The organism is Thioalkalivibrio versutus, from assembly GCF_001020955.1.
GTDB classification, from domain to species: domain Bacteria; phylum Pseudomonadota; class Gammaproteobacteria; order Ectothiorhodospirales; family Ectothiorhodospiraceae; genus Thioalkalivibrio; species Thioalkalivibrio versutus.
In genome coordinates, this window is the sequence record NZ_CP011367.1 from 1095566 (window position 1) to 1117685 (window position 22120).

Below are 22120 nucleotides of genomic sequence, written 5' to 3' on the forward strand. Positions count from 1 at the left end.
ATTTATTTTCCGCTGCACGGATGTGGCGGTCGGGAGGAATGACCAGGGAGGGAAGGCATGCCAAGGATGGCGCGAGTGGTGTTGCCGCATATGCCGCACCATGTGGTGCAGCGGGGACATAACCGGCAGGTGGTGTTTGCCGGGGCCGAGGATTACGAGCGGTACCTGGAGGATCTGCGGGAGCTGAGCGCGGCGCTGGAGATTCGGGTGTATGCGTACTGCCTGATGACCAACCATGTTCACCTGTTGCTGGGGCCGGGCGAGGAGGTCGCGGCGATGGGCCGTCTGATGAAGGCACTGGCGGCGCGTGCCACGCGGTATCGGAATCGGCTGGAGGGCCGCTCCGGTACGTTGTGGGAGGGGCGCTACAAGTCCAGCCCGGTGCAGACGGAGACTTATCTGCTCGCCTGCACGCGCTACATCGAGCTGAACCCGGTGCGGGCGCGCATGGTGCCTGCGGCCGGTGACTATGTCTGGTCCAGCTACCGCCAGCGCATGGGCGAGGAGGACTGCTGGATCGATCCGGATCCGGCGTACCTGGACCTGGCGAACCGTGAAGCCGAGCGGCGCGCGCGATACGCCCGGTTCGTGGAGCAGGGCGTGCCGGAGCAGGAGCTGACGCTGATGCGCGAGGCCCTGCAGCGCGGCCAGCTCACCGGCAACCCGCGGTTCGTGGACGAGGTGGAGCAGAACCTCGGTGTAGGCGTCGAGCGCCGCCGCCCCGGCCGCCCGTCATCACGCCGGGGGTGAGAAAATAAATGTGTCCCCGGTTCTGCTGTATCCAGTGCTATTCTAGGTACCGAAATCCGTACTGGAGCGACTGATGGAAACCGTTATCTCGGCGCAGGAAATCAAGCGACGTGGCATCAGTGCAGTCGATCAGGCGTTGAAAAAAGGGCCGGTGCACGTCATCCAGCGTAATCGACCACGCTACGTGATCTTGAGCGAGGAATCTTTCCAGCAGTTGACGACCGGTGTTGAGGCCCGCGCGCGGCTATGGAACCGGCTGCTGGAAGAAGATTCGGCTCCCTCTAAACCGCGAAGTCGCTCGGAACTGGACCGTGAACTCCAGGCGGAGCGCGAAGGCTGGAATGATTGATGCTGGCGTTTCTCGACGCCAGTGCCGTGATCTACCTGCTGGAGGGTGACGCACTCACCCGGGAGGCCGTTCGTCAGGTACTCCGGCGGCTGGAGCGTGAAGCGGGCGAACCGCCTGTGCTGGTGGTCTCTGCCTTGAGTCGTCTGGAATGCCGGGTGCGGCCGCTACGGGAGTCGAATGCTCGAGCGCTGGAACGGCTGGATGCGTTTTTCGAGGATCCAGGTCTGTCGGTCGTCGCGCTGGAGACGGCCGTCCTGGACAAGGCGACGGAACTGCGCGCCCATCGCGGACTGCGCACGCCCGATGCCATCCAGGCGGCGAGCCTGCTCACGGTCGATCCAAAAGGGGCCTTCGTGACGGGGGATAGCGACTTCGAGAAGATCCCTGGCCTTCGTGTTGAGCGGATTCCACCCTGATGTAGCTGAACGGGAAAATAAATCTGTCCCCAATTTGCCGCTGGCCGGTGACATGGCCCGCTCGCCGACGCTGATTTACGGGGGCGAGGGCGAGTACCAGCGGAAGGGTGTGCGGGTGCCGGGCTGGGAAAGGGTTGGCGGGATTGTGTAGTGGATAAAGGTGGATACAGGGGGCTGTCCCCTTTTTTTCAGGATTCGGCCACGCTGCGGGTTTCTGTGGTGATGCCGATGCACAACGCGGCGGATCGGGTCGAGGCGGGTGTGCGTTCGGTGCTGGGGCAGTCGCTGGCGGCCTGGGAGCTGCTGGTGGTGGACGATGCTTCCACGGATGACTCGGTGGCTCGGGTGGAGGCGCTGGCGGCGGGTGATGCGCGGGTTCGGGTGTTGCGCCTGGAGCGCAATGGCGGGCCGGCGGTAGCACGGAATGCGGGCATTCGGGAGGCGCGGGGCCGGTATATCGCGTTTCTGGATAGTGACGATGCCTGGGAGCCGGAGAAGCTGAGCCGGCAGGTCGCGTTGATGGAGCGCGGCGCGGTGTTCAGCTTTACGGCGATGGAGCGGTTCGATGAGCAGGGTAACCGGCTGGCTGTGGCAGGTGTACCGGAGCGGGTAGGGTATGAGGAACTGCTGAAGACGAACTACATTGGTTGCTCCACGGCGATGTACGACACCCGGTTTTTCGGCAAGGTGGAGATGCCGCTGATTGATCGTCGGCAGGATTACGGGTTGTGGTTGCGTCTGTTGAAACGGGTGGAGTTTGCGTACGGGCTGAATGAGCCGTTGGTGCGGTATACGGTTCGGTCGGGGTCGGTTTCGTCCAACAAGCTGACGACGGCGGGGTACACCTGGCGGGTGTATCGGGAGCTGGAGGGGTTGTCGCGGGTGCGGTCGGCGTATTGTCTGGCCCATCAGACGGGACGTGCTGCTGTGCGGAATCAGCTACCGCGGGTGGCGCGGCGATTGGGGTGGTTGCATCCGGTCGGTGGGTGATCCTGGGCGTGGGTGTCGTTGTGGGCGCTATGGCGCGGCGGCGGTTTCGTATCGCGAGCTGAGATCGTGACCAGGTGGCTTTCGGGGTTTCGCTGGCGAGCCCGCTTGTATGTTTACCCGTGGCAGGCCTAGAAAGGGTCTGTCGGGGTGGAGGGACGAGGCCGGCATCTGGCCTGTGGCACAGACGGTAGGAGAGTTCGTCCCACCCCTCACCTTAAACGCCGATAAGGAATCGATCGGCACGGGACCGACGATAGATGGCAAGCCAGCGTTCGGTGAGGCCCCGACAGACAACTCCAAGCTAGCTCGGGAGGTGTGATGATGGCAACGCATCGGATCGGGGTCGATGTCGGCAAGGCCGAGTTGTGGATCAGCATCGACGGTGAAACCGCACAGCCGTGTCCCAACGAGCTCCCGGCGATCCGCCGGTGGGTCCGTGGCTTGGAGGGGCCAGCCGACTTTGCCCTGGAAGCCACCAACGACTATCACTTGGCCCTGGCGCTGGAGGCTCATCATCAGGGCCACCGGGTGTATCTGATCAATGGCTATCGCCTCAATCGCTACCGCGAGAGCATCGGTGGCCGGGCCAAGACCGATGCCGGGGATGCTCGGCTTCTGGTGCGTTATCTGCAACGCGAACAGGACGAACTGCGCCCCTGGACACCGCCGCCCGAGGGCTACCGGACCCTGCAAAAGCTGCTGCGCCGGCGTGCCACGCTGGTGCGGGCACGGGTCATGCTGGAGCAGAGCCTGCGAGGCGTACCCGAACTGCAGTCCAATCTGAAGGATCTGCTCCGGGAGATCGGTCGGCTCGACGCTGTCCTCCAGCGTGTGCTGCGCGAGACGGTCGGCAGCGCCGGCTGGTCGGATCATGCCCGACGCTGCCAGCAGATCGAGGGTGTGGGCCCGCTCACCGCCACCGGCTTGACGATGGCGTTCCATCGCGGCGCCTTCCGCAGCGGTGATGCGTTCGTTGCCTTCCTGGGGTTGGATGTCCGCATACGCGACTCCGGCACGAAACGGGGGCAGCGCAAACTCACCAAACAGGGCGATCCGGAGTTGCGACGGCTGCTCTATCTGGCCGCGATGCAGGCCAAGTCGAAAGCCGCCTGGAGCGACTACTACCAGCGCTGCCTGGACCGTGGCCTGGCGACGACCCAGGCACTGAACGCCTTGGCTCGAAAGCTGGCCCGCGTCGCCTTCGCCCTGATGAAAAATCAGACCGATTACCAACCGAAGATCCCTTGTGGAGAGACATAGAATCTCCTACGGGGCTTGTGTTTCGCATGAGGGGTGTGTGTTGACGGTGATGTGGGGGCTTTGATGGGCCGGGTGCTGGTGACGGGGGCGTCCGGTTTTGTCGGGAAGGGTCTGGTCGGCCATCTAGCGGATGATGGTTCGGGCTGGGTGCCGGTGGCTGGAGTTCGCGAGCGTCGTGGCCTGTTTGGAGAGGAATGGGCGTTGGGACCTCTGGAGGCGTTCGGGGCGGAGGTGGGCTTGCCCGGGGGGCTGGATGCGGTGGTGCACATGGCGGCGCGGGCGCATGTGCTGGATGAGCCGGAAGCGGATCCGCTGGAGGCGTTCAGGCGGGTGAATTTGGACGGGGCATTGCGGTTGGCGCGACAAGCGGCGGACTCTGGGGTCCGCCGCTTTTTGTTTGTGAGCTCGGTGGGGGTGAATGGGAACGCGTCCCAGCGGCCGTTTACGGAGCGGGATGTGCCGGCGCCGCAGGAGCCGTATGCGGTCTCCAAGTACGAGGCGGAGCAGGCGCTTTGGGACCTGGCGGCCGCGACGGGGATGGAGGTGGTGGTGGTGCGCCCGCCACTGGTGTACGGGCCTGGGGCGCCGGGCAATTTCGGCAGTCTGCTGCGCTGGGTGAACAAGGGTGTGCCGTTGCCGCTGGGGGCGGTGACGCAGAATCGGCGCTCGTTGGTGGCGTTGGATAATCTTGTGGATCTGATAGTGACGTGTCTGGAGCATCCGGCTGCGGCAGGGGAGACCTTTCTGGTGGCGGATGGAGAGGATGTGTCCACGGCCGGGTTGTTGCGCAAGGTGGGGGATGCGCTGGAGCGGCCGGCGCGGTTGGTGCCGGTACCGGTGTGGATGTTGCGGGCCGGGGCGATGGCGCTGGGCAAGCGGGAGATGGCGCGGCGGTTGTTGGGGTCGTTGCAGGTGGATGCTTCGAAGGCGCGGGAGGTGCTGGGGTGGGTGCCGCCGGTTTCGCTGGATGAGGGGTTGCGGCGGGCTGTTGCACCGTTGCGGCGGTAGCGTTGGCGGTGTTCTGGCTTTGGCGGGGGCTTCGCGGCCAAGGCCGCTTGTATGTTTACCCGTGGCAGGCCTAGAAAGGGTCTGTCGGGGTGGAGGGACGAGGCCGGCATCTGGCCTGTGGCACAGACGGTAGGAGAGTTCGTCCCACCCCTCATCTTAAACGCCGATAAGGAATCGATCGGCACGGGACCGACGATAGATGGCAAGCCAGCGTTCGGTGAGGCCCCGACAGACAACTCCAAGCTAGCTCGGGAGGTGTGATGATGGCAACGCATCGGATCGGGGTCGATGTCGGCAAGGCCGAGTTGTGGATCAGCATCGACGGTGAAACCGCACAGCCGTGTCCCAACGAGCTCCCGGCGATCCGCCGGTGGGTCCGTGGCTTGGAGGGGCCAGCCGACTTTGCCCTGGAAGCCACCAACGACTATCACTTGGCCCTGGCGCTGGAGGCTCATCATCAGGGCCACCGGGTGTATCTGATCAATGGCTATCGCCTCAATCGCTACCGCGAGAGCATCGGTGGCCGGGCCAAGACCGATGCCGGGGATGCTCGGCTTCTGGTGCGTTATCTGCAACGCGAACAGGACGAACTGCGCCCCTGGACACTGCCGCCCGAGGGCTACCGGACCCTGCAAAAGCTGCTGCGCCGGCGTGCCACGCTGGTGCGGGCACGGGTCATGCTGGAGCAGAGCCTGCGAGGCGTACCCGAACTGCAGGCCAATCTGAAGGATCTGCTCCGGGAGATCGGTCGGCTCGCCGCTGTCCTCCAGCGTGTGCTGCGCGAGACGGTCGGCAGCGCCGGCTGGTCGGATCATGCCCGATGCTGCCAGCAGATCGAGGGTGTGGGCCCGCTCACCGCCACCGGCTTGACGATGGCGTTCCATCGCGGCGCCTTCCGCAGCGGAGATGCGTTCGTTGCCTTCCTGGTGTTGGATGTCCGCATACGCGACTCCGGCACGAAACGGGGGCAGCGCAAACTCACCAAACAGGCCGATCCGGCGTTGCGACGGCTGCTCTATCTGGCCGCGATGCAGGCCAAGTCGAAAGCCGCCTGGAGCGACTACTACCAGCGCTGCCTGGACCGTGGCCTGGCGACGACCCAGGCACTGAACGCCTTGGCTCGAAAGCTGGCCCGCGTCGCCTTCGCCCTGATGAAAAATCAGACCGATTACCAACCGAAGATCCCTTGTGGAGAGACATAGAATCTCCTACGGGGCTGCTCGTGCCAATCGATGGTTGCACCTGGTTGAAGGGTGACGCGTTAGAGGCGTTCGTTGACTGTGCGTGCAAAGGTCCGGAAGTCGTCGAGGTGGCGTGAGCACACGGCGTGAACGATCTCCCAGTTGATGCGCTCGTAGTTATGGACTGCGATGTTGCGAAAGCCGACGGCCTTCTTGAGCCGGTCGGCCAGGCTCGCTTCAATGATGCCGCCTTCAGCGAGACGGTCGAAGGTCTCGCCCATGGTGTCCGGGGGTGGTAGTTCGAGGGAGGTCACGAGATGGGCTCCAATGTCGACACATTGTTGCACCGCACGGGACAGGTTGAGGGCAATGATGTCCTGTGTGTCCGGATCTTGCTGGAGTTGGTTGGGGTCGTCGGGGCAACGTTGCGCGACCCGCTGGACGCAATAGCGCAGCGTTTCGAGCTTTTGTTCGATTACCCGGCGATCCACGCTTGTCTCCGTTCGGCCAGAATGCGGTCGCGGTAGGGGGAGAAATCGGCCTGGTCGAGCAAATGGCGCGTGAGGAAGCGGGCGTGGGCCTCGTCTTGTCCGGTCAGGCGGATGCCGCGTGTGACGATCTCGCCCAGTAAGGGTTCGCCGGCCTGGGTGAGGTCCACGAGGTCCACAGGGCGCCCGGTGGTGGAGGCAATTTCTTCGATGAGCGCGATGCGCGTGGTGGCTGGAAGCGGCGCGCCCGCGCTGACGGCCAGGTCAACATCGCTATGTGGATGCATTTTTCCGCTCGCCAGGGATCCGAACAGGATGGCTAGTTCCAGCTCGTTATGGTGTCGCAACACGGCACGAATGCGATCGATTTCGGTGCGATGGCTCATGCATCCCAGTGTAGGGAGATGTCTCTGAATGTGCACGTTCGCATTCATGGGCGATTGGCGTCTTCTTAGCAGAGGAGACACTGGGGCGGAGAGGATTTTGTTGTTGGCCGTCATCCCGGAAATTTTGGAGCGGTTATCCGGGATCTCTGGCGTGTATGGCCGCACCGGCGTTTGATGTTTCTCTGACGTGGGAGATCCCGGCTCTTCGCTTCGCTACGGCCGGGATGACATGGTGGGGCGGCGCTACGGCTAGGATGACGGTGTGGGGTAGCGCTGCGGCCGGGATGACGGCAAGGGGTTACCACGGAGACTGCCTGCTCCGTCGCCCCGCAGGATTAACCCCCCCGGGTCACCCCGGAAACGGCGAAGCCGTTATCCGGGATCTCCATCGTCCAGCGATAGCACAGTGGCTGTGGAATCCCATCCGTGCGCGATGCCGGCTCTTCGCTTCGCTGCGGCCGGGGTGACGTTGTAGTGGTGGCGCTGCGGCCGCCGATGATGGATCGGCTGCGGGGGTTGGCTTTGGAGATCGCTTCGTCGCTTTGCTCCTCGCGATGACGGGTTGTAGTGGGGTGTGGTCGGGATGGCCTTGCGGGTCAGGTGAACCAGTCGGTGAGTGGGAGACTGGGGACCCGTTGGAACTCGGCCACGTTGTGGGTGACGAGGCTCGCGTTGTGGGCCAGGGCAGTGGCGGCGATCAGTGTGTCCATGGGGCCGATGGGTGTGCCCTGTTGCTCGAGGTGGGCGCGTATGCGGGCGGCATGGCTGGCGGTGGGTCGGTCAAACGGGAGGACGGTGACGACATCGAGTAGCTCGGCCAGCTGCTTTTGGCGTTTTTCGGGCTCGCTGGACTTGGCGATGCCGGTTTCGAGCTCGTATACCACAATGGCGGGAACGAGGACGTCGGAGGGTGCTGTGGCCAGCAGGTTTTCGGGGACCTTGCCCTGACCCTTGAAGAAATAGATCAGGGTGTTGGTGTCCAGGGCGTATTTCACAGCGCTTCGCGGGGGCTGTCCGGGGGCGTGTCGCGCAGTTCCTCGGCCGTGGGGAAGTCATTCCATTGACCGGCCAGGGTGCGGACGGAGTCGGGCCACTCGGTTCGGGTGTTTTCTTCTACCAGCCGTGCGACGTAGCGGCTGACGGGGATGCCGGCCGATTGAGCTGCGCGCTTGAGGCGCTGTTCGTGGTCATTGTCGAGGTAGATGGTGACTTGGCCCATACATTCCTCCTGCTAAGCATATAAGTGGGATTATATGTTCGAGTGTGTCGCCTGGCCAATCGTTCCGTGAATACGGGATGTACCGGGAAGGCCCTTGCTGGGGCTTCGAATACCCTACGCTGCTGGCTTAGGGTCCTGCTGTCATCCCGGCCGCAGCGCAGCGGAGAGCCGGGATCTCGTACGTAAGTGGTGGTACTGGCGTTGGTGTTTCTCTGACGTGGGAGATCCCGGCTCTTCGCTGCGCTACGGCCGGGATGACGGGGTGGGGTGGTGCTATGGCCGGGATGACGGGGTGGTGCTGCGGCCGCCGATGATGGATCGGCTGCGTGGGTTGGCTTTGGAGATCGCTCCGTCGCTTGGCTCCTCGCGATGACGGGGTGGTTGGGGTGTCGCCTGGTGATGAGGGTGTGATTGGTGGCTTTCGGACTTTGGCGGGGCTTCGCGGGCAGGCCCGCTCCCACAATGTAGGGGGCACGCCGGGTGCGAGGGCGGGTTGTGGATGGTGGGGCGGGTGCATTTGTACGTGGCGGCGGGCTGGGCCAAGATGGGCTTGTGGCAGGTATCGAAGCAATGGTGGTGAAAAGGTGAAGACGAGACAGCGAAGTACTGGAAGGATGTGGCTGGCCGCCGGGTCGGTGATGGACTTTTGGCCTTCGCATGATTACTCGGCATTTATGCCCGCTGGTTCCCTACAGCAGCGTATGGCGTTGCATTGGGCCTATGCGGGCGATCGGTTGCGAGCAGGGATTGAGCGCGTGGAATCCAGCCAGGGAAGGGAGATGACGGATGAGCGATCGGCCGACGGAGGGCCTACCTGAGGACCCGCCAGATGCCGCCAGCGAAAATGGCGGTACGTTCGTGGCATTGGTGGACAGGCTGGAGGCCGGTTCCCTGTCGGCGGAGGAGCAACGGCGGCTCGCCGATCTTTTGGTTGCCGGGCCACCGGAGCTGGTGATGGCGGCAACGCGGCATGAATCATATAGCGGACCATTGCCGCACCCTGATCTCTTGAATCGTTTTGACGAGCCGACTCGCCGCGCCATCGTGCAGATGGCGGTGGATGAGCAGATGCACGCGCACCGAGTGCGGGAGCGCGGCCTGGAAGGCGCTATCGAAAAAGACCGCCGAGGCCAACGCTATGGAGTGATCATTGTGGTTGCGGGCTTGGGTGCGGCGGTTGCGATTGCGCCCTTCAGTGCGGTTGCGGCTGGCATTATTGGGACACTCGACCTGTTCGGTATGGTGGCGCTCTTCGTTGCGCCGCGGATTCTGGAGCGAGCCCGGCGTTCGGCCGAAACCGGTCCGCCTGCCTAGCCAGGGATTGATCCATCGACGCGCTGGCTGCGCCTGGCTGGCGTGCAAGTTTTGCCCGGGGCGGCTGTGTGCGCGGAGCACTGTTTCCCCGGGGTTGGTGGTTTTCTGGCTTTGGCGGGGGCTTCGCGGGCGAGCCCGTTCCCACAATAGGCCCAGAACAGGGTTGGAGTTCGGTGCGGAGGCTGCTGTGAGTCGGTGTAGTGGTATGAGTAATGAGCATCCCGGGAGCCGTGTCGCGGTTGCTCGGGATTTTTCGTTTTGGGGGTGATGTGGGCGTGGGAGATCCCGGCTCTCCACTGCGCTGCGGCCGGGATGACCAGGTGGTGGTAGCGCGGTGGGTGGTGGGAACGTTGCGGCGTTGAGGGTTGGTGGTTTTCGGGCTTTGGCGGGGGCTTCGCGGCCAGGATCGCCCCCACGATTGAGGTAAGGCCGGCTTTGGGGGTTGAACTTGGAGATCGCCGCTTCGCTTTCCTCGTCGTGATGACGGTGAGGGTGCTGTGGTCGAGATGACGGGGGCTTTTTCGGGTGTTCGCCGAGAGGGCCCGGCTCCACATTTGGCGATAAGGATGAGGGTGTTTTGATACGGGTTCTGGATGTGGTGTTGTCGGTGTTGGGGCTGGTGGTGGCGGCGCCGGTGTTGCTGGTGTTGTGGGTGCTGGGCTGGATGGAGTCGCGATCGCCGGTGTTTCGGCAGGAGCGCGTGGGGCGGCATCGGCGACCTTTTGTGCTGGTGAAGTTCCGCACGATGCGGCCGGATACGGCGTCGGTGGCGACGCATCTGGCCGAGGCCTCGTCGGTGACACCCCTGGGGCGCTTTCTGCGTAAGACAAAGCTGGATGAGCTGCCGCAGCTGTGGAATGTGCTGAAGGGCGAGATGAGCCTGGTGGGGCCGCGGCCGGGGTTGTTTAACCAGGAAGAGCTGCTGCAGGAACGGGCGGCGCGCGGAGTGCTGGATGCGCGACCGGGGATTACCGGGCTGGCGCAGATTCGCGGGATCGACATGTCCACGCCGCGCGAGCTGGCCGAGGTGGACCGGCAGATGCTGGATGCCCTGACGGTTCGGGCGTACTTCCGTTATCTGGTGCTGACGGTGCTGGGGCGCGGATCGGGGGACCGGGTTCGGCCGTAGTTCGGTTTCCGGGTTTCCGCACTACCTCACAGCCAGGTCCCATGCGTCGTCATCCCGGAAACCGCGTCGCGGTTATCCGGGATCTCTGGCGTGGGTGGTGGTACTGGCGTTTGGCGTTGGTCCGACGTGGGAGATCCCGGCTCTTCGCTGCGCTACGGCCGGGATGACGAGGTGGGGCGGCGCTACGGCCGGGATGACGTTGTAGTGGTGGCGCTGCGGCTGGGATGACGGGGTGGTGCTGCGGCCGGGATCGCGGGGTCGGTGGCGCTGCGGCTTGAGTGGCTTCGGGGACGGTATTACGCCATGGATGGCGAAGGAAGATAGCAATAATGCGATATACTCCATGGAAGGTGCGTGTCGTACCACTCGCCAAGAAGGAGATCAGGGCGCTGCCGTCGGATCTTCAGGCTCGTTATCTGCGGCTGGTGGATGTGATTCAGGAACACGGCCCGGGGGTGTTAGGTACGCCCCATGCGCGGCAGGTGGAGGGCAAGATCTGGGAGTTGCGGCTGAAGGGGCGTGTCGGACGGGATTGCTCGGGGCCTTTATGTCTGCGCAGCTTCACGCGAGGTGGTTGTTCTGCATGCCTTCGTGAAGAAAAGCCAGAAGACCCCGCGTCGGGCGATTGATACGGCCAGGAAGCGGTGGGAGGAGTATCTGTGATGAAGACCCATGAGGAACTGAAAGCCGAGCTGCTGGAAGACTCGGAGGTACGCCGCGAGTATGAGCAGCTGGGGCCGGAGTTCGAGTTCATCGAGGCGCTGCTCGACGCGCGCGCCAGGGCGGGCCTCAGCCAGGCAGAAGTCGCCCGACGCATGGGGACCACGCAGTCGGTGGTGGCGCGGCTGGAGGGTGGCCGGTCGGCCCCTACCTGGAAGACCCTTTGCCGGTATGCGGAGGCCACGGGGCGTCGGCTCCGACTGCATCTGGAGGATCGGGCCTGACCTCCCGAAGGTGCAGTCCGCCGGTTTTGCAGGAGGCCAGCCCTCTGGCCGATCCGGCGTTGGTCGGGCCCCTCAAACCGAGCGCGGCGTCCTTTGCTGTCTAGCAGCCGCATCACGTCCCTCTCTTCGGCTTCCGGCACCGTCGAAAAGCCATATCTCCATCCTTCGTCATCCTGGAAAACGCGTTGCGGTTATCCGGGATCTCTGGCGTTGGTGGTGACTTTGGCGTTTGGTGTGGTTCCGACGTGGGAGATCCCGGCTCTTCGCTGCGCTACGGCCGGGATGACGGGGTGGTGGTGCGGCCGGGGTGACGGGATGGGGGCGCTGCGGTCGGGATGACGGAAGGTTTGGTCAATATCGAGGCCATGAGGTTCTGGTTCCGGCTGCTTTTGCAGGATCGGCTCTGAGCGAATACAGGGATGCGGAGACGTGCGGGCCTCTCGTGGGAAGGAAACGGACACAGGTGGATTGTCACCTTGAAGAGGCGGGCACAGAACACGATGGGCGGCGCGTGGGCCTCGATCAGATGCCCGTAAACAGGAAGTCGCAGGCGGCCATGATGGTGTCTCGTTCGCCGCCGAGGGAGAGGACTTCTTCGCCTAACGTGGTCCGGGAGACCCCGGCAAGCTCGGCGGTGGACAATACCACCCGGTGACCTTCGATAGTGAAGGCGGGGTTGAGGATGTGGGCGGGGAGGCCAAATGACTCCGCGTGTATCAGCGGGGCCACGACCACGGTGCTGATCTCCGCGAGCAGGTCGTTCTGGAGTACCAGCAGGTACGGTACCCAGGATGCGGTATCGGCGGATGGGTTGCGGTGGACCGAGAACTGGGCCATCAGAAGCGGCGAGTGCGGTCACCGAAGCTGCCACGCTCGGCAACACGCTGGTTGTATCCGGCCAGGGCCTGGCGGTTCTCGGCGATCCAGGCATCGCGGCGTGCTTCTCGCACGGCCTGGACTAACTGCTGCTCGAAAAGGGCCGAGAGGTTGATGCCCAGTTCACGCGCCTGAGCCAGAAGGTCGGAATTGACGGTGAGGTTGGTGGCCTTGCGCGGGGCGTCGGTGTTGTAGGGCATGAGGTTCATGGTGGCTCCCGGTCTGTTCATATGCGATGCGCATAGAATGTGCGCATTCATCATATGGGTCAATTACGGTCATTTGAGAGATGGTGATGCGTTCTGGGTTTCGGTTGTATCGGTTGTCCTGGATCTCAGGTGTAGATGGTGGCACCGGCGTTTGGTGTTGGTCCGGCGTGGGAGATCCCGGCTCTTCGCTGCGCTGCGGCCGGGATGACAGAGTGTGGGGGCCGGGATGACGGGACAGGGGTGTTGCGGCCGGGACGATGACAAGGGAATTCCACGGAGAGGGATTGCTCCGTCGCCCGCAGGATCGACCTTCCCGGTCATCCCGGAAACGGCGAAGCCGTTATCCGGGATCTCGACCGTCCAGGGATGGCAAAGTGGCTGTGGGGCTCCATCCGTGGGAGATCCCGGCTCTTCGCTGCGCTACGGCCGGGATGACGGGGTGGGGTGGCGCTGGGGCCGGGATGGCGGGGTAGGGGCGTTGCGGCCGGGATGATGGGGTAGGGTGGTGCTAGTCTCCGGCCAGGGTTGCGTGTGCCTCGGGGCGGGGGCTTGGCGTCTGCGATTCCGGGATGCTGATCGGAGAAACTGGTAGGGTCAGTCATGTGTGGGACGCTGAGATGATGAGAATCTACCGCTGACCGGCCGATATCGACCGTTGGCGGGTTTTTCTGCTGCAGGGCTGGGATCCTCTACTTTATGTGCTAGTTTCTGTCGCGGGGACATGGACGTTCCCGAAAGAGCCGCCCGGGCAAGGATGCTGGGGTGGCTCTTTCTCTTTCTGGGTGTGGTGAAGGTAGATCGGTTTTCGGGCAGGTTGGCCTGCGACTGTTGGTTCTTCGGCGGCGATTCGGGATTGTTGGGCATTGGGTGGATCCAGCGCTGGAGATCCCGGCTCTTCGCTGCGCTGCGGCCGGGATGACGGGTGGGGCCGCTACGGTCGCAGGTAATGGGCGGGCGCTTGGGGCGCTCGAGGAGATCGCCACGTCGCTTTGCTCCTCGCGATGACGAGGGGGCGCTCCGGATTGACGAGGGGGGAGGCGGCTTTGGGATGCAGTGTTCAGGCCTGGCGCCCTGGTGGGATGACCTCGGGGGTTCGGGTGCCGCGGTGGGTCGGTCAATAGGGGCGGAATAAGGGCGTTGGGTTGCGAATCACGGGCTGTGACGGGAGTCGAAACTACCGCTCAGGGGTGGGAATCGACCGCTGACGGATTTTCCGGGCGTGTGAATGGAATAATTTTTTCGCTGTGATAATTTCTGCCGCGGGGACAAGGAAGTCCCCGAAAGAGCCGCCTGGGCATGGACGCCGAGGTGGCTCTTTCTCTTTCTGGTTCTTGTGACGGAGAGGTGGCTTTCCGTTGGGTGGAAGGCGGAAGGCGCCGCTGCTGGCTTTTCTCGGGTGATTCGAGGTCTCGGAGTTTAATTGCGTGCCGGGTATTACGGCTGGGGTAATGGGCTGGCGTTTGGGGTGGGTCGAGGGAATCGCCGCGTCGCTTTGCTCCTAGCGATGACGGGATTAGGGATCGTGGTCGCGAGGAAGGATCTGGGGGTGTGCAATGGTCGGCTGTGGCGCGGGCTTCGCGGCCAGGGCCGCTCCCACGAGGGTTGGCTCTTGCACCTTCTGTGGCTCCGGGCCGTGCAGGAGCCGAGCCTCTCGGCGATTGGGGGTTGGTTAGGCCCATATCGCCCAGGGGGCTGGGCTCCTACAGGTTGGGGCGGCGCCTGGTTTAGTGGTCGGCGGGGGGCATGTATTCGTGGCGGATGTGGTCCGGTTGCTCCGGCAGTTGGATGCCGGCGTTTTCCAGGGCCTTGGATAGCTCCTCGCATTCGTCGAGGTCGTCGGCGCGCTTCTTGAGCGTGGCCAGGGCGTCGGCGGCTTCCGCCTGGGGCATGGTGATGACGAGTTCCCCGTTTTCCGCTTTTTCCAGGTGCATGTGCTGCTCCTTAGTGTCTTGTGGTGAGTCGATGATGCCTTTGCGGCGGCGGGCTCAGTCCTCGATGGAGGGCTGCTTGGGGGCCTGCTCGTCGAAGGCATGCGGCGGCTGGCGGAATTCGTTTTCCAGCTCGTAGATGCCGTCTTGCAGCACGGAGCCCAGTGCCCTTGCGCCGTTGCTGATCTCGCCTTCGAGCTCGGTGATGTTTTCGGCGATGCCCTTCGCGGTCTTCTTGTCGATCTTCAGGGTGACCGTTCCGTCCTTCAGTGTGGCTTCCATGTCGATCTCCTGGTTGCGATGTTGGTGATGTCGGTTGTACCCGTGTAGAACGGGTCTGATTCGTGTTCGGTTGACCTGCATCAAGATAGCCGGGCTCGTTGGGCGCTATCCTGTATAACCGTTGCTGCCTCCAACGTACCGAAGAGGCAGCCTTTCACGAGCATTCCCGCTTCCCGGGAAAGGAGAAACCATGATGCATTCTAAAGTGATGACCATGCGCCACGGCCCGCGGTTCCTCGCACTGGTGGCGATGCTGCTGGCGCTGACGTTTGTCGGTGCGGCGCAGGCCGATAACCATGGCCATCAGCAGCCGGAGATGGTGAAGGTGACGCAGAGCCCGCATTCGTTCCCGGAAACCCTGGCTGCGTTCGAGCGCGAGGCGTCCGAGGCCGGCTGGAGCATCCTGAACCGCAACAACATGGCCGGGACGCTGTCCGAGCGCGGTTTCACCATTGATCCGGTGGTGATCCTGGACGTGTGCAGCGGGCGCTACAGCGCGCAGATCCTGGAAGAGGATGCGTATCGGCCGGTTTCCGCCTTCATGCCCTGCCGGGTAAGCATTTATCAGGACAGCCAGGGCGACGTGTTCATCTCGCGGATGAACGTGCCGGATTTCCTGCCGATGATGCCGGAAGGCGTGGCCGAAGTGATGGAGAAGTCTTCCGACGAGATCGAGGCAATTATCGAGCGGGCCATCGCCGAGTAACGCAATCCGGTACAGTCCAGTATTGCAGACCGGGCGGCAGGCTGGATTGGATCTGATGTTCCCGGTGCAGTGGGGCCCGCTTCGGCGGGTCCCTTGTTGTTGGGGCTGAGGGGATGACAGCCCGCCGGTTCCCCTGGAATGTGCAATGAACGCTTGAATGGAGACGGGGTGCCCCCCGATGCAGATGCCGTTGGCATTGACGAGAAACGACGCGACTAGCAGTGATTCGGCCCGATGGGGCGCCGCGCCAGCCGGAAACGGGGCGCGGCGCTTTTTTGCGTCCGGGTCGAGCGCGTGCGAGCACCGCCGATGACGACTCGGCGTCAGGTGTCGCGGCGCTTCGCGGCCGGGTGGATTGCGGGCACCTATGTCGTGCTGGGGCTGTTGTGGATTGCCCTGTCCGATGTGGCGCTGGCCTGGTGGGCGGGGGCGGACATCACGACCGCCCTGACACGGGTGAACCTGGGCAAGGGCTTTGGGTTCGTGCTGGTCTCCGGGGCGCTGCTTTATCTCGCGATGCGCTGGTTGCCGGCCTGGCGCGACGAGGCGTCGGGTACGGGTGCGCGCGAGGAGCTGGCGCGGTTCGGCTCCTGGCCCTGGCTGGTGCTGGCCGTGGCGGTGATCGCCTCCACCACGGGCGTAGGGCTGGGCGCGTGGCACTTGCAGGGGGCTGCCGCCGAATCGCAGGCACATGAGGATTTGCAACGCTCGGTTTTTTTGAAGGGCGGCGTGATCGACCAATGGCTGGCGGAGCGCACCGGCGACGCGATGGTTCTGGGCGAGGCGCGGGGCTTCAACCTGTTCGCGGTCACGGCCCTTGAGCGGCGTTCGACGCTGGCGCTGGAGCAGGTGCTCGATCGCCTGGAGCTGATGCGCACGGCTTATGATTACGACAGCGTGGCCCTGCTGGATGCGGATCGTCAGCCGGTGATCGAACTGGGCCGCAGTGCCCTCGACGAGGCCGCGATGGACGCGGTGCTGCGCGAGGTGCGCCGCAGTGGCGAGACCAGTGAGCCGATCCTGCACGCGGACCCGGACCGGCGCCCGCGGATCAGTTGGGCGGTGCCGGTGCGCGACCGGGCGGCGCCGCAGGATCCGGTGGTGGGACTGGTGCTGCTGTCATCGACGCTCGAGAACCTGCATCCGTTGCTGACCCTGACCGAGAATCGCAACGGCATGGATGCCCAGGCGCATATCGTGGTGCGCGAGGGCGACCAGCGCGCCATGATTGCCCGGATCACCGAGTCCGGGGGCCTGATTATCCCGGCGCCTGCGGCCTTCCCCCGGCTGCGCGAACGGGTCCTGGATCATCCGCGTGGCGACGTTGTGATCGAGCGCTTTGACGACGCGGACAGTCCGTTCCTTGCCGGTGTACAGGGGCTGGCACCCGCGGGTTGGGACCTGGTGCTGAAGCGCGATCTCGACGCGCTTCAGGTGCTGCCACGGCAGCAGGCGGCGTGGGCGGCCGGGGCCACGCTGTTCGTCTGGCTGGTCGTGCTCGGGGCGGGGGCGTTGCTGTGGCGTCAGCAGTGGTTGCGGCGCAACCTGGTCCTGGTGCGGGCTCACGCCGATCAAGATCGGCTGCTCGGGATCTTTTTCGATATGCCGTTTGTCGGCATGGCGATTTCCGGGCCGCGGGGTCAGGGCTGGGAGCGCGTGAATGCGTGCCTGGCCGACATGCTGGGTTATGCGCCGGACGAGCTGGCGGCGATGGACTGGGACCGCCTGGCCATACCCGAGGATCGTGGCTGCGAGGCGGTGCTGGACGCGGAGATGCGCCGTGGCGACCGTTCGGGTTATAGCGTGGTGAAGCGCCTGCTGCGCCGCGATGGGCGGGTGATGGTCGCGGATATCGACGTGAAGTGCAGCCGGACGCCGCAGGGCGAGCTGGACCGGGTGGTGGCGACGGTCGAGGACATTACCGAACAGCGCGAACAGGAAGAGCGGCAGCGGCTGGCCTCGGTGGTGTTCGAGAACACCCGAGAAGGGGTGGTGATTACGGATGCCACCGCCCACATCCTGTCGGTGAACCGGGCGTTTACCCAGTTGATGGGATACACCCAGGACGAGGTGGTGGGGCACACGCCGAAGATGTTCCAGTCCGGGCGCCACGATCAGGCGTTCTACAGCAACCTGTATCACGAGCTGCAGGTGAACGGTCACTGGCAGGGCGAGATCTGGAACCGGCGCAAGAACGGCGAGATTTTCCCGGAGTTGCAGAGCATTACCGCGGTGCGCGACGAGCAGGGCCACCTTACACATTACGTGTCGGTGTTCGCGGATATCTCGCGGATCAAGGCGTCGGAGGCGGAGCTCGATTTCCTCGCGCATCACGATCCGCTGACCGAGCTGCCGAATCGCCGCTTGCTGCGCGCACGCCTGACGCACGGCATCTCGTTGATGCGTCGCCGCAAGGGGCATCTGGCGCTGCTGTTCGTGGATATCGACCGCTTCAAGGACATCAACGACAGCCAGGGCCACGCCGCGGGCGACCGCTTGCTGAAGATCGTCGGTGAGCGCCTGCAGGTGGGGCGGCGCGGGACCGATACCGTTGCCCGCCTGGCGAGCGACGAGTTCGCGGTGCTGGTGGAGAACCTGGGGCATGTGGACGACGCCGCGCTGGTGGCGGAGAACATCATCCGCGAGGTGGGCTACCCCTGCGATCTCGGCAACGGCGTGGAGATGGAGATTGCCGCGACGGTTGGCATCGCGGTCTTTCCCGACCATGGGGTGGATGCCGACACCCTGCTGCAGCAGGCGAGCACGGCGCTGTCGCAGGCCAAGATGGACGGGCGCGGGAGCTATCGGTATTACTCCGACGAGTTCACCCGTGCGGCACGCGAGCGCATTGACCTGTCGGCGCGCCTGCGCCGCGCCATCGAGGCGGATGCGCTGGAGGTCCACTACCAGCCGCAGTACAACGTCGAGGACGGGCGTCTGCTGGGGGCGGAGGCGCTGTTGCGCTGGACCGATCCCGAGCTGGGTCCGATCTCGCCGGGGCGCTTTATCCCGCTGGCCGAGCAGACCGGCCTGATCGTGGAGCTAGGGGGCTGGGTGCTGCGCCGGGTGATCGAGCAGGGCCATCGCTGGCGCGCGGCGGGCTATCCGCCGATCCGCCTGGCGGTGAACGTCTCGGCGCTGCAGTTCCAGCGGGTGCCGATCGACCAGCAGGTGGGCCAGTTGCTGGAGGACTTCGAGTTCCCGGCGGATCAACTGGAGCTGGAGATCACCGAGTCCGCGTTGATGGCGGACCCGAGCCGCGCCCGGCGCATCCTGCAGCGTCTGCGCGAGCGCGGGGTGCACTTTGCGATCGACGACTTCGGCACCGGGTACTCTTCCATGGCACAGCTCAAGCGTTTCCCGGTGGACACGCTCAAGATCGACAAGAGCTTCGTCGACGGCCTGGCCGAGGACGATGCGGCCGGCAGCGCGGACGATCGCTCCATTGCCCGCTCCATCGTTGGCCTGGGCCATGGCCTTGGGCTGACCGTGCTGGCGGAAGGCGTGGAGACCGCCGAGCAGCTCGCGGTTCTGCGCGAGCTGGGCTGCGACCACTATCAGGGGTTCTACGCCAGCCGCCCGGTGCCGACGCTCGAGTTCGAGGCCTTGCTGACCAGCGCTCCCGGCACGCCTTCACCCTAGGGAGACGCTGATTTAATCGCACGTTCGCGCTCGAGTCGCTTTTGCGTGCGAACAAGGCGCGGTGACTGCCGTGCAGTCACTCTGCACAAGGGAACCGCAACGCCGTGCGCGCGCAAAAGCGGCCGAGCCCGCTCTTTCAATCACTTGTCGGGTTGGTGCCCCCTGTTCCCCGATCCTGCGTTGCGCCGCTTGCGGGTAGAACCACTACCCGCTGCTCGACGCGCCTTGTCTCGGAAAACAGGGGGCACCAACGCGAACGTGCGATTAAATCAGCGTCTCCCTAGTGTCCTTTAACAAAAGTTCATCGACTCCGTGACTGTCCCCCTGTATCCTGATAACAGGCACTCGGGAGGCGACCGGAATGGGACGACCGATCAAGACGTTGACGATCAGTGAAGCCGAACGCGACGAGCTCGAGAGCTGGCTGCGGCGGCGCCAGATGCCCGCGGCGGAACAACAGCGCGCGCGCATGATTCTGCTGAGCACGCGAGGCCTGAAGGCTTCGGAGATTGGCGCGCGGGTTGGCGTCTCGGCGGAGACGGTGAGCAAGTGGCGCAAGCGCTTCGAGCAGGCACGCATCGGAGGGCTCACGGATGCCCCGAGAAGCGGACGTCCCCGTACGATCGATGACGACAAGGTGACCGAAGTCATCAACAAGACGCTGCAGTCGAAGCCGGATAACGCGACGCACTGGTCGACCACGCTGATGGCCAAGGAGACCGGGCTCAATGCGATGGCCATCAGCCGGATTTGGCGGGCCTTCGGTCTCAAGCCGCATCGGCTCGAGACCTTCAAGTTGTCCACGGATCCGCACTTCGTGGCCAAGGTGCACGATATCGTGGGCCTGTACATGCACCCACCGGACCGCGCCCTGGTGCTGTGCGTCGACGAAAAGAGCCAGATCCAGGCCCTGAACCGGTCCCAGCCGGCGTTGCCGTTGTCGTTCGGCCATCCCGAGACCCGCACCCATGACTACCTGCGCCATGGCACGACCACCCTGTTCGCGGCACTGGATGTGGCCACCGGCGAGGTCATCGGCAAACTCCATAGAAGGCATCGCGCCAAGGAGTTCCTGGCGTTTCTCAACGAGATCGATCGCCAGGTCCCCGACGATCTCGACGTCCACCTCATCCTGGACAACTACGGCACCCACAAGACCGAAAAGGTTCGGGCCTGGTTCGCTGCACGACCGCGCTACCACGTGCACTTCACGCCGACCTCGGCGTCCTGGATCAACCTGGTCGAACGCTTCTTCGCGCTCATCTCGCAGCGCTGGATCAAGCGTCAATCGCATCGCAGTACTCGCGAACTCGAAGACTCCATCCGCGAATACCTGAAGACGTACAACGATGAGCCTCGACCGTTCATCTGGCGCAAAACAGCCGATCAAATTATCGCGTCGATCGCCCGTCTAACCGATCGCCTCGATAAAAATACGAACTTTTGTTAAAGGACACTAGGTGTGATCTCTCAATAGGTCGTCCACGGGGCGACTCCGGAGGATGGTGCAGCGGCCCGTCTGGCGAGCCCGTTGCGGGCCTCGCGTCGGGCTACTAGACCCCGGGCAGGTGCAGGATGCCGACCACGGCCCCGGTCATCAGCGTGGCCAGGGTGCCGGCCACGATGGCGCGGATGCCGAGGGCAACGATCTCGCTGCGCCGCTCCGGGACCAGTGCGCCCAGCCCGCCGATCAGGATGCCGAGACTGCCGAGGTTGGCGAACCCGCTGAGGGCGTAGATCAGGATCAGCTCGCTGCGCGCGGACAGGGCGTCGCGCGGCAGTTCGGCCAGATGAAGGAAGGCCACCATTTCGTTGAGGATGGTCTTTACCCCGAGCAGGGAGCCGGCGGTGACCGCCTCGTTCCAGGGGATGCCCATCAGCCAGGCCAGCGGCGCGAAGACCCACCCCAGCATGCGCTCCAGGCTGAGCGTCGCCCCGGCCACCTCCGGCAGCGCACCGAGCATGACGTTGACCAGCGCGACCAGCGCAATCACCACGATCAGCAGCGCGACGATCTGCAGCAGCAGTTCCAGCCCGCGCAGGGTGCCGCGGGTGATGGCATCCATCGAACTGCTGGCGGGCTCGGGTTCGGGCAGCAACTCGCCCGCGGTCGAGGGTGCGGTGGGCGGGATCATCACCGTGGCAACCAGCAGTGCGGCCGGCAGGCTGATCAGGGAGGCGACAATCAGATGGCCCAGGGCATTGTCCAGCGCCGTGTTGATGATGGTGGCGTAGAGCACGAGCATGGTGCCGGCCAGGGTGGCCATGCCGACGGCCATCAGCGCGAACAGCTCGCTGCGGGTCATCTCCCGCAGATAGGGGCGGATCACCAGCGGGGATTCGACCATGCCGAGGAACACGTTGGACGCGGTGCCCACGCCTAGGGCGCCGCCGATCCCGAAGGCCCGCTGCAGTACCCTGGACGCGCCGCGGATCAGCAGCGGCAGGATGCGCCAGTGAAACAGCAGCGCCGAGAGTGCGCTCAGGACCAGGATCAGCGGCAGGGCCTGAAAGGCGAGCACGAAGGTGCTGCCATGGCCTTCGGTTGCAAATGGGGGTTCATCCCCGCCGATGTAGCCGAAGACGAAGGTGGTCCCGGCCTGCGTCGCGTCGGTCAGGGCGATCACCGCCTCGTTGGCCCACAGGAACAAGTGCTGCATTCCCGGCACGTTCAGCAGCAGCGCGGCAATCCCGAATTGCAGGGCCAGGCCGGCCAGTACCGGCCGCCAGGGGAAAGACCGCCGGTGCTCGCTCAGAAGCCACGCGATCGCAATGAAGACCAGAATGCCCAGGCCGGCTTGCAACTCGGTCACGAACAGTCTCCGACAAAAATGGCGGGCACAGCATACCCGGGGGCAGGGTTCGATGTGAGCGGCGGGTCGGCGGCGGACCGGATGGGCCCTGCCGGGTTGCGTGTCGGGCGCGACGTGGATCGTCGCCTGGGGATGGTAGGGTAGGCGCATCTGGACCACGCGGGCCTTGAGGCCATGCGTGGCATTTCCCGAACGGATCAAGGAGCCGGGTTGGTGGAGTCGCGCGAGTT

Annotated in this window: 23 protein-coding genes and 1 pseudogene; 15 read left to right on the plus strand and 9 right to left on the minus strand. The window is 64.5% G+C overall.

Going from position 1 to position 22120, the window contains the following annotated elements; translation table 11 throughout:
• Positions 1-57: 57 nt before the first annotated feature.
• The 7 genes from TVD_RS05155 (at position 58) to TVD_RS05185 (ending at position 5975) form a co-directional block, all read left to right on the plus strand.
• Positions 58-750 carry a transposase gene (locus tag TVD_RS05155; RefSeq protein ID WP_205622088.1) on the plus strand — a complete coding sequence of 231 codons (693 nt, stop codon included), beginning with the start codon at positions 58-60 and terminating at the stop codon, positions 748-750.
• Positions 751-823: 73 nt separating this feature from the next.
• Positions 824-1099, plus strand: coding sequence for a type II toxin-antitoxin system Phd/YefM family antitoxin (locus TVD_RS05160; protein WP_024329939.1), 276 nt, complete (start codon positions 824-826; stop codon positions 1097-1099).
• Positions 1099-1515, plus strand: coding sequence for a type II toxin-antitoxin system VapC family toxin (locus TVD_RS05165; protein WP_047250983.1), 417 nt, complete (start codon positions 1099-1101; stop codon positions 1513-1515). The genes TVD_RS05160 and TVD_RS05165 overlap by 1 nt, the downstream gene beginning before the upstream one ends.
• Positions 1516-1737: 222 nt before the next feature.
• The gene (locus tag TVD_RS05170; protein WP_047250984.1) at positions 1738-2505 is read left to right on the plus strand and encodes a glycosyltransferase family 2 protein; all 768 of its coding nucleotides are present in this window, start codon (positions 1738-1740) and stop codon (positions 2503-2505) included.
• A gap of 318 nt (positions 2506-2823) precedes the next feature.
• Complete coding sequence (locus TVD_RS05175; protein WP_047250773.1) at positions 2824-3765, plus strand: IS110 family transposase; 942 nt, start codon at positions 2824-2826, stop codon at positions 3763-3765.
• 63 nt (positions 3766-3828) lie between these two features.
• The gene (locus TVD_RS05180) at positions 3829-4773 is read left to right on the plus strand and encodes a UDP-glucose 4-epimerase family protein (RefSeq protein WP_047250985.1); all 945 of its coding nucleotides are present in this window, start codon (positions 3829-3831) and stop codon (positions 4771-4773) included.
• 260 nt (positions 4774-5033) lie between these two features.
• Positions 5034-5975, plus strand: a complete 942-nt coding sequence (locus TVD_RS05185; protein WP_047250986.1) for an IS110 family transposase — start codon at positions 5034-5036, stop codon at positions 5973-5975.
• Between the two features lie 59 nt (positions 5976-6034).
• Here the strand turns inward: TVD_RS05185 and hepT are convergent, their stop codons facing one another.
• The 4 genes from hepT to TVD_RS05210 form a co-directional block, all read right to left on the minus strand.
• The gene (gene hepT, locus TVD_RS05190) at positions 6035-6445 is read right to left on the minus strand and encodes a type VII toxin-antitoxin system HepT family RNase toxin (RefSeq protein ID WP_047250987.1); all 411 of its coding nucleotides are present in this window, start codon (positions 6443-6445) and stop codon (positions 6035-6037) included.
• Positions 6430-6828, minus strand: a complete 399-nt coding sequence (gene mntA / locus TVD_RS05195) for a type VII toxin-antitoxin system MntA family adenylyltransferase antitoxin (RefSeq protein WP_047250988.1) — start codon at positions 6826-6828, stop codon at positions 6430-6432. Before mntA ends, hepT begins: the two co-directional genes overlap by 16 nt.
• A 596-nt stretch (positions 6829-7424) precedes the next feature.
• Positions 7425-7823 (minus strand): type II toxin-antitoxin system VapC family toxin, encoded by a 399-nt coding sequence (locus TVD_RS05205; RefSeq protein ID WP_047250989.1) that lies wholly within the window; start codon positions 7821-7823, stop codon positions 7425-7427.
• On the minus strand, positions 7820-8047 hold the full coding sequence (locus TVD_RS05210; RefSeq protein ID WP_019611618.1) for a hypothetical protein: 228 nt from the start codon (positions 8045-8047) through the stop codon (positions 7820-7822). Before TVD_RS05210 ends, TVD_RS05205 begins: the two co-directional genes overlap by 4 nt.
• A 786-nt stretch (positions 8048-8833) precedes the next feature.
• Here TVD_RS05210 and TVD_RS05215 point away from each other — a divergent pair.
• The 5 genes and pseudogenes from TVD_RS05215 to TVD_RS05225 all read left to right on the plus strand — a co-directional run bounded on the left by TVD_RS05215 (position 8834) and on the right by TVD_RS05225 (position 11434).
• Positions 8834-9361, plus strand: a complete 528-nt coding sequence (locus TVD_RS05215) for a hypothetical protein (RefSeq protein ID WP_047250990.1) — start codon at positions 8834-8836, stop codon at positions 9359-9361.
• Between the two features lie 577 nt (positions 9362-9938).
• Complete coding sequence (locus TVD_RS05220; protein WP_047250991.1) at positions 9939-10490, plus strand: sugar transferase; 552 nt, start codon at positions 9939-9941, stop codon at positions 10488-10490.
• A 329-nt stretch (positions 10491-10819) separates the two neighbouring features.
• A pseudogene (locus tag TVD_RS14990) lies at positions 10820-10948 on the plus strand (type II toxin-antitoxin system RelE/ParE family toxin); the annotation flags it as partial.
• 112 nt (positions 10949-11060) lie between these two features.
• On the plus strand, positions 11061-11153 hold the full coding sequence (locus TVD_RS14995; protein ID WP_276202102.1) for a type II toxin-antitoxin system RelE/ParE family toxin: 93 nt from the start codon (positions 11061-11063) through the stop codon (positions 11151-11153).
• Positions 11153-11434 (plus strand): helix-turn-helix domain-containing protein, encoded by a 282-nt coding sequence (locus TVD_RS05225; RefSeq protein WP_017926249.1) that lies wholly within the window; start codon positions 11153-11155, stop codon positions 11432-11434. The genes TVD_RS14995 and TVD_RS05225 overlap by 1 nt, the downstream gene beginning before the upstream one ends.
• 522 nt (positions 11435-11956) lie before the next feature.
• On the opposite strand, the gene TVD_RS05230 is transcribed toward TVD_RS05225, so the two are convergent.
• From TVD_RS05230 to TVD_RS05245, 4 genes are all read right to left on the minus strand, one after another.
• On the minus strand, positions 11957-12271 hold the full coding sequence (locus TVD_RS05230; RefSeq protein WP_018145905.1) for a CcdB family protein: 315 nt from the start codon (positions 12269-12271) through the stop codon (positions 11957-11959).
• Positions 12271-12519 carry a type II toxin-antitoxin system CcdA family antitoxin gene (locus TVD_RS05235; RefSeq protein ID WP_047250992.1) on the minus strand — a complete coding sequence of 83 codons (249 nt, stop codon included), beginning with the start codon at positions 12517-12519 and terminating at the stop codon, positions 12271-12273. Before TVD_RS05235 ends, TVD_RS05230 begins: the two co-directional genes overlap by 1 nt.
• A gap of 1724 nt (positions 12520-14243) precedes the next feature.
• Positions 14244-14450, minus strand: coding sequence for a hypothetical protein (locus TVD_RS05240; RefSeq protein ID WP_047250993.1), 207 nt, complete (start codon positions 14448-14450; stop codon positions 14244-14246).
• Between the two features lie 54 nt (positions 14451-14504).
• On the minus strand, positions 14505-14729 hold the full coding sequence (locus TVD_RS05245; protein WP_018169561.1) for a hypothetical protein: 225 nt from the start codon (positions 14727-14729) through the stop codon (positions 14505-14507).
• A gap of 208 nt (positions 14730-14937) precedes the next feature.
• On the opposite strand from TVD_RS05245, the gene TVD_RS05250 reads away from it, so the two are divergent.
• The 3 genes from TVD_RS05250 to TVD_RS05260 all read left to right on the plus strand — a co-directional run bounded on the left by TVD_RS05250 (position 14938) and on the right by TVD_RS05260 (position 20527).
• The gene (locus TVD_RS05250; protein ID WP_018951787.1) at positions 14938-15435 is read left to right on the plus strand and encodes a DUF302 domain-containing protein; all 498 of its coding nucleotides are present in this window, start codon (positions 14938-14940) and stop codon (positions 15433-15435) included.
• 309 nt (positions 15436-15744) lie between these two features.
• Positions 15745-19077 (plus strand): putative bifunctional diguanylate cyclase/phosphodiesterase, encoded by a 3333-nt coding sequence (locus TVD_RS05255; protein WP_047250994.1) that lies wholly within the window; start codon positions 15745-15747, stop codon positions 19075-19077.
• Between the two features lie 361 nt (positions 19078-19438).
• A complete protein-coding gene (locus TVD_RS05260) occupies positions 19439-20527 on the plus strand; it encodes an IS630 family transposase (RefSeq protein WP_012981522.1) in 1089 nt (362 codons plus the stop codon).
• Between the two features lie 103 nt (positions 20528-20630).
• Here TVD_RS05260 and TVD_RS05265 read toward each other — a convergent pair whose 3' ends face one another.
• Positions 20631-21890, minus strand: a complete 1260-nt coding sequence (locus TVD_RS05265; RefSeq protein ID WP_047250995.1) for a NupC/NupG family nucleoside CNT transporter — start codon at positions 21888-21890, stop codon at positions 20631-20633.
• Between the last annotated feature and the right edge of the window lie 230 nt (positions 21891-22120).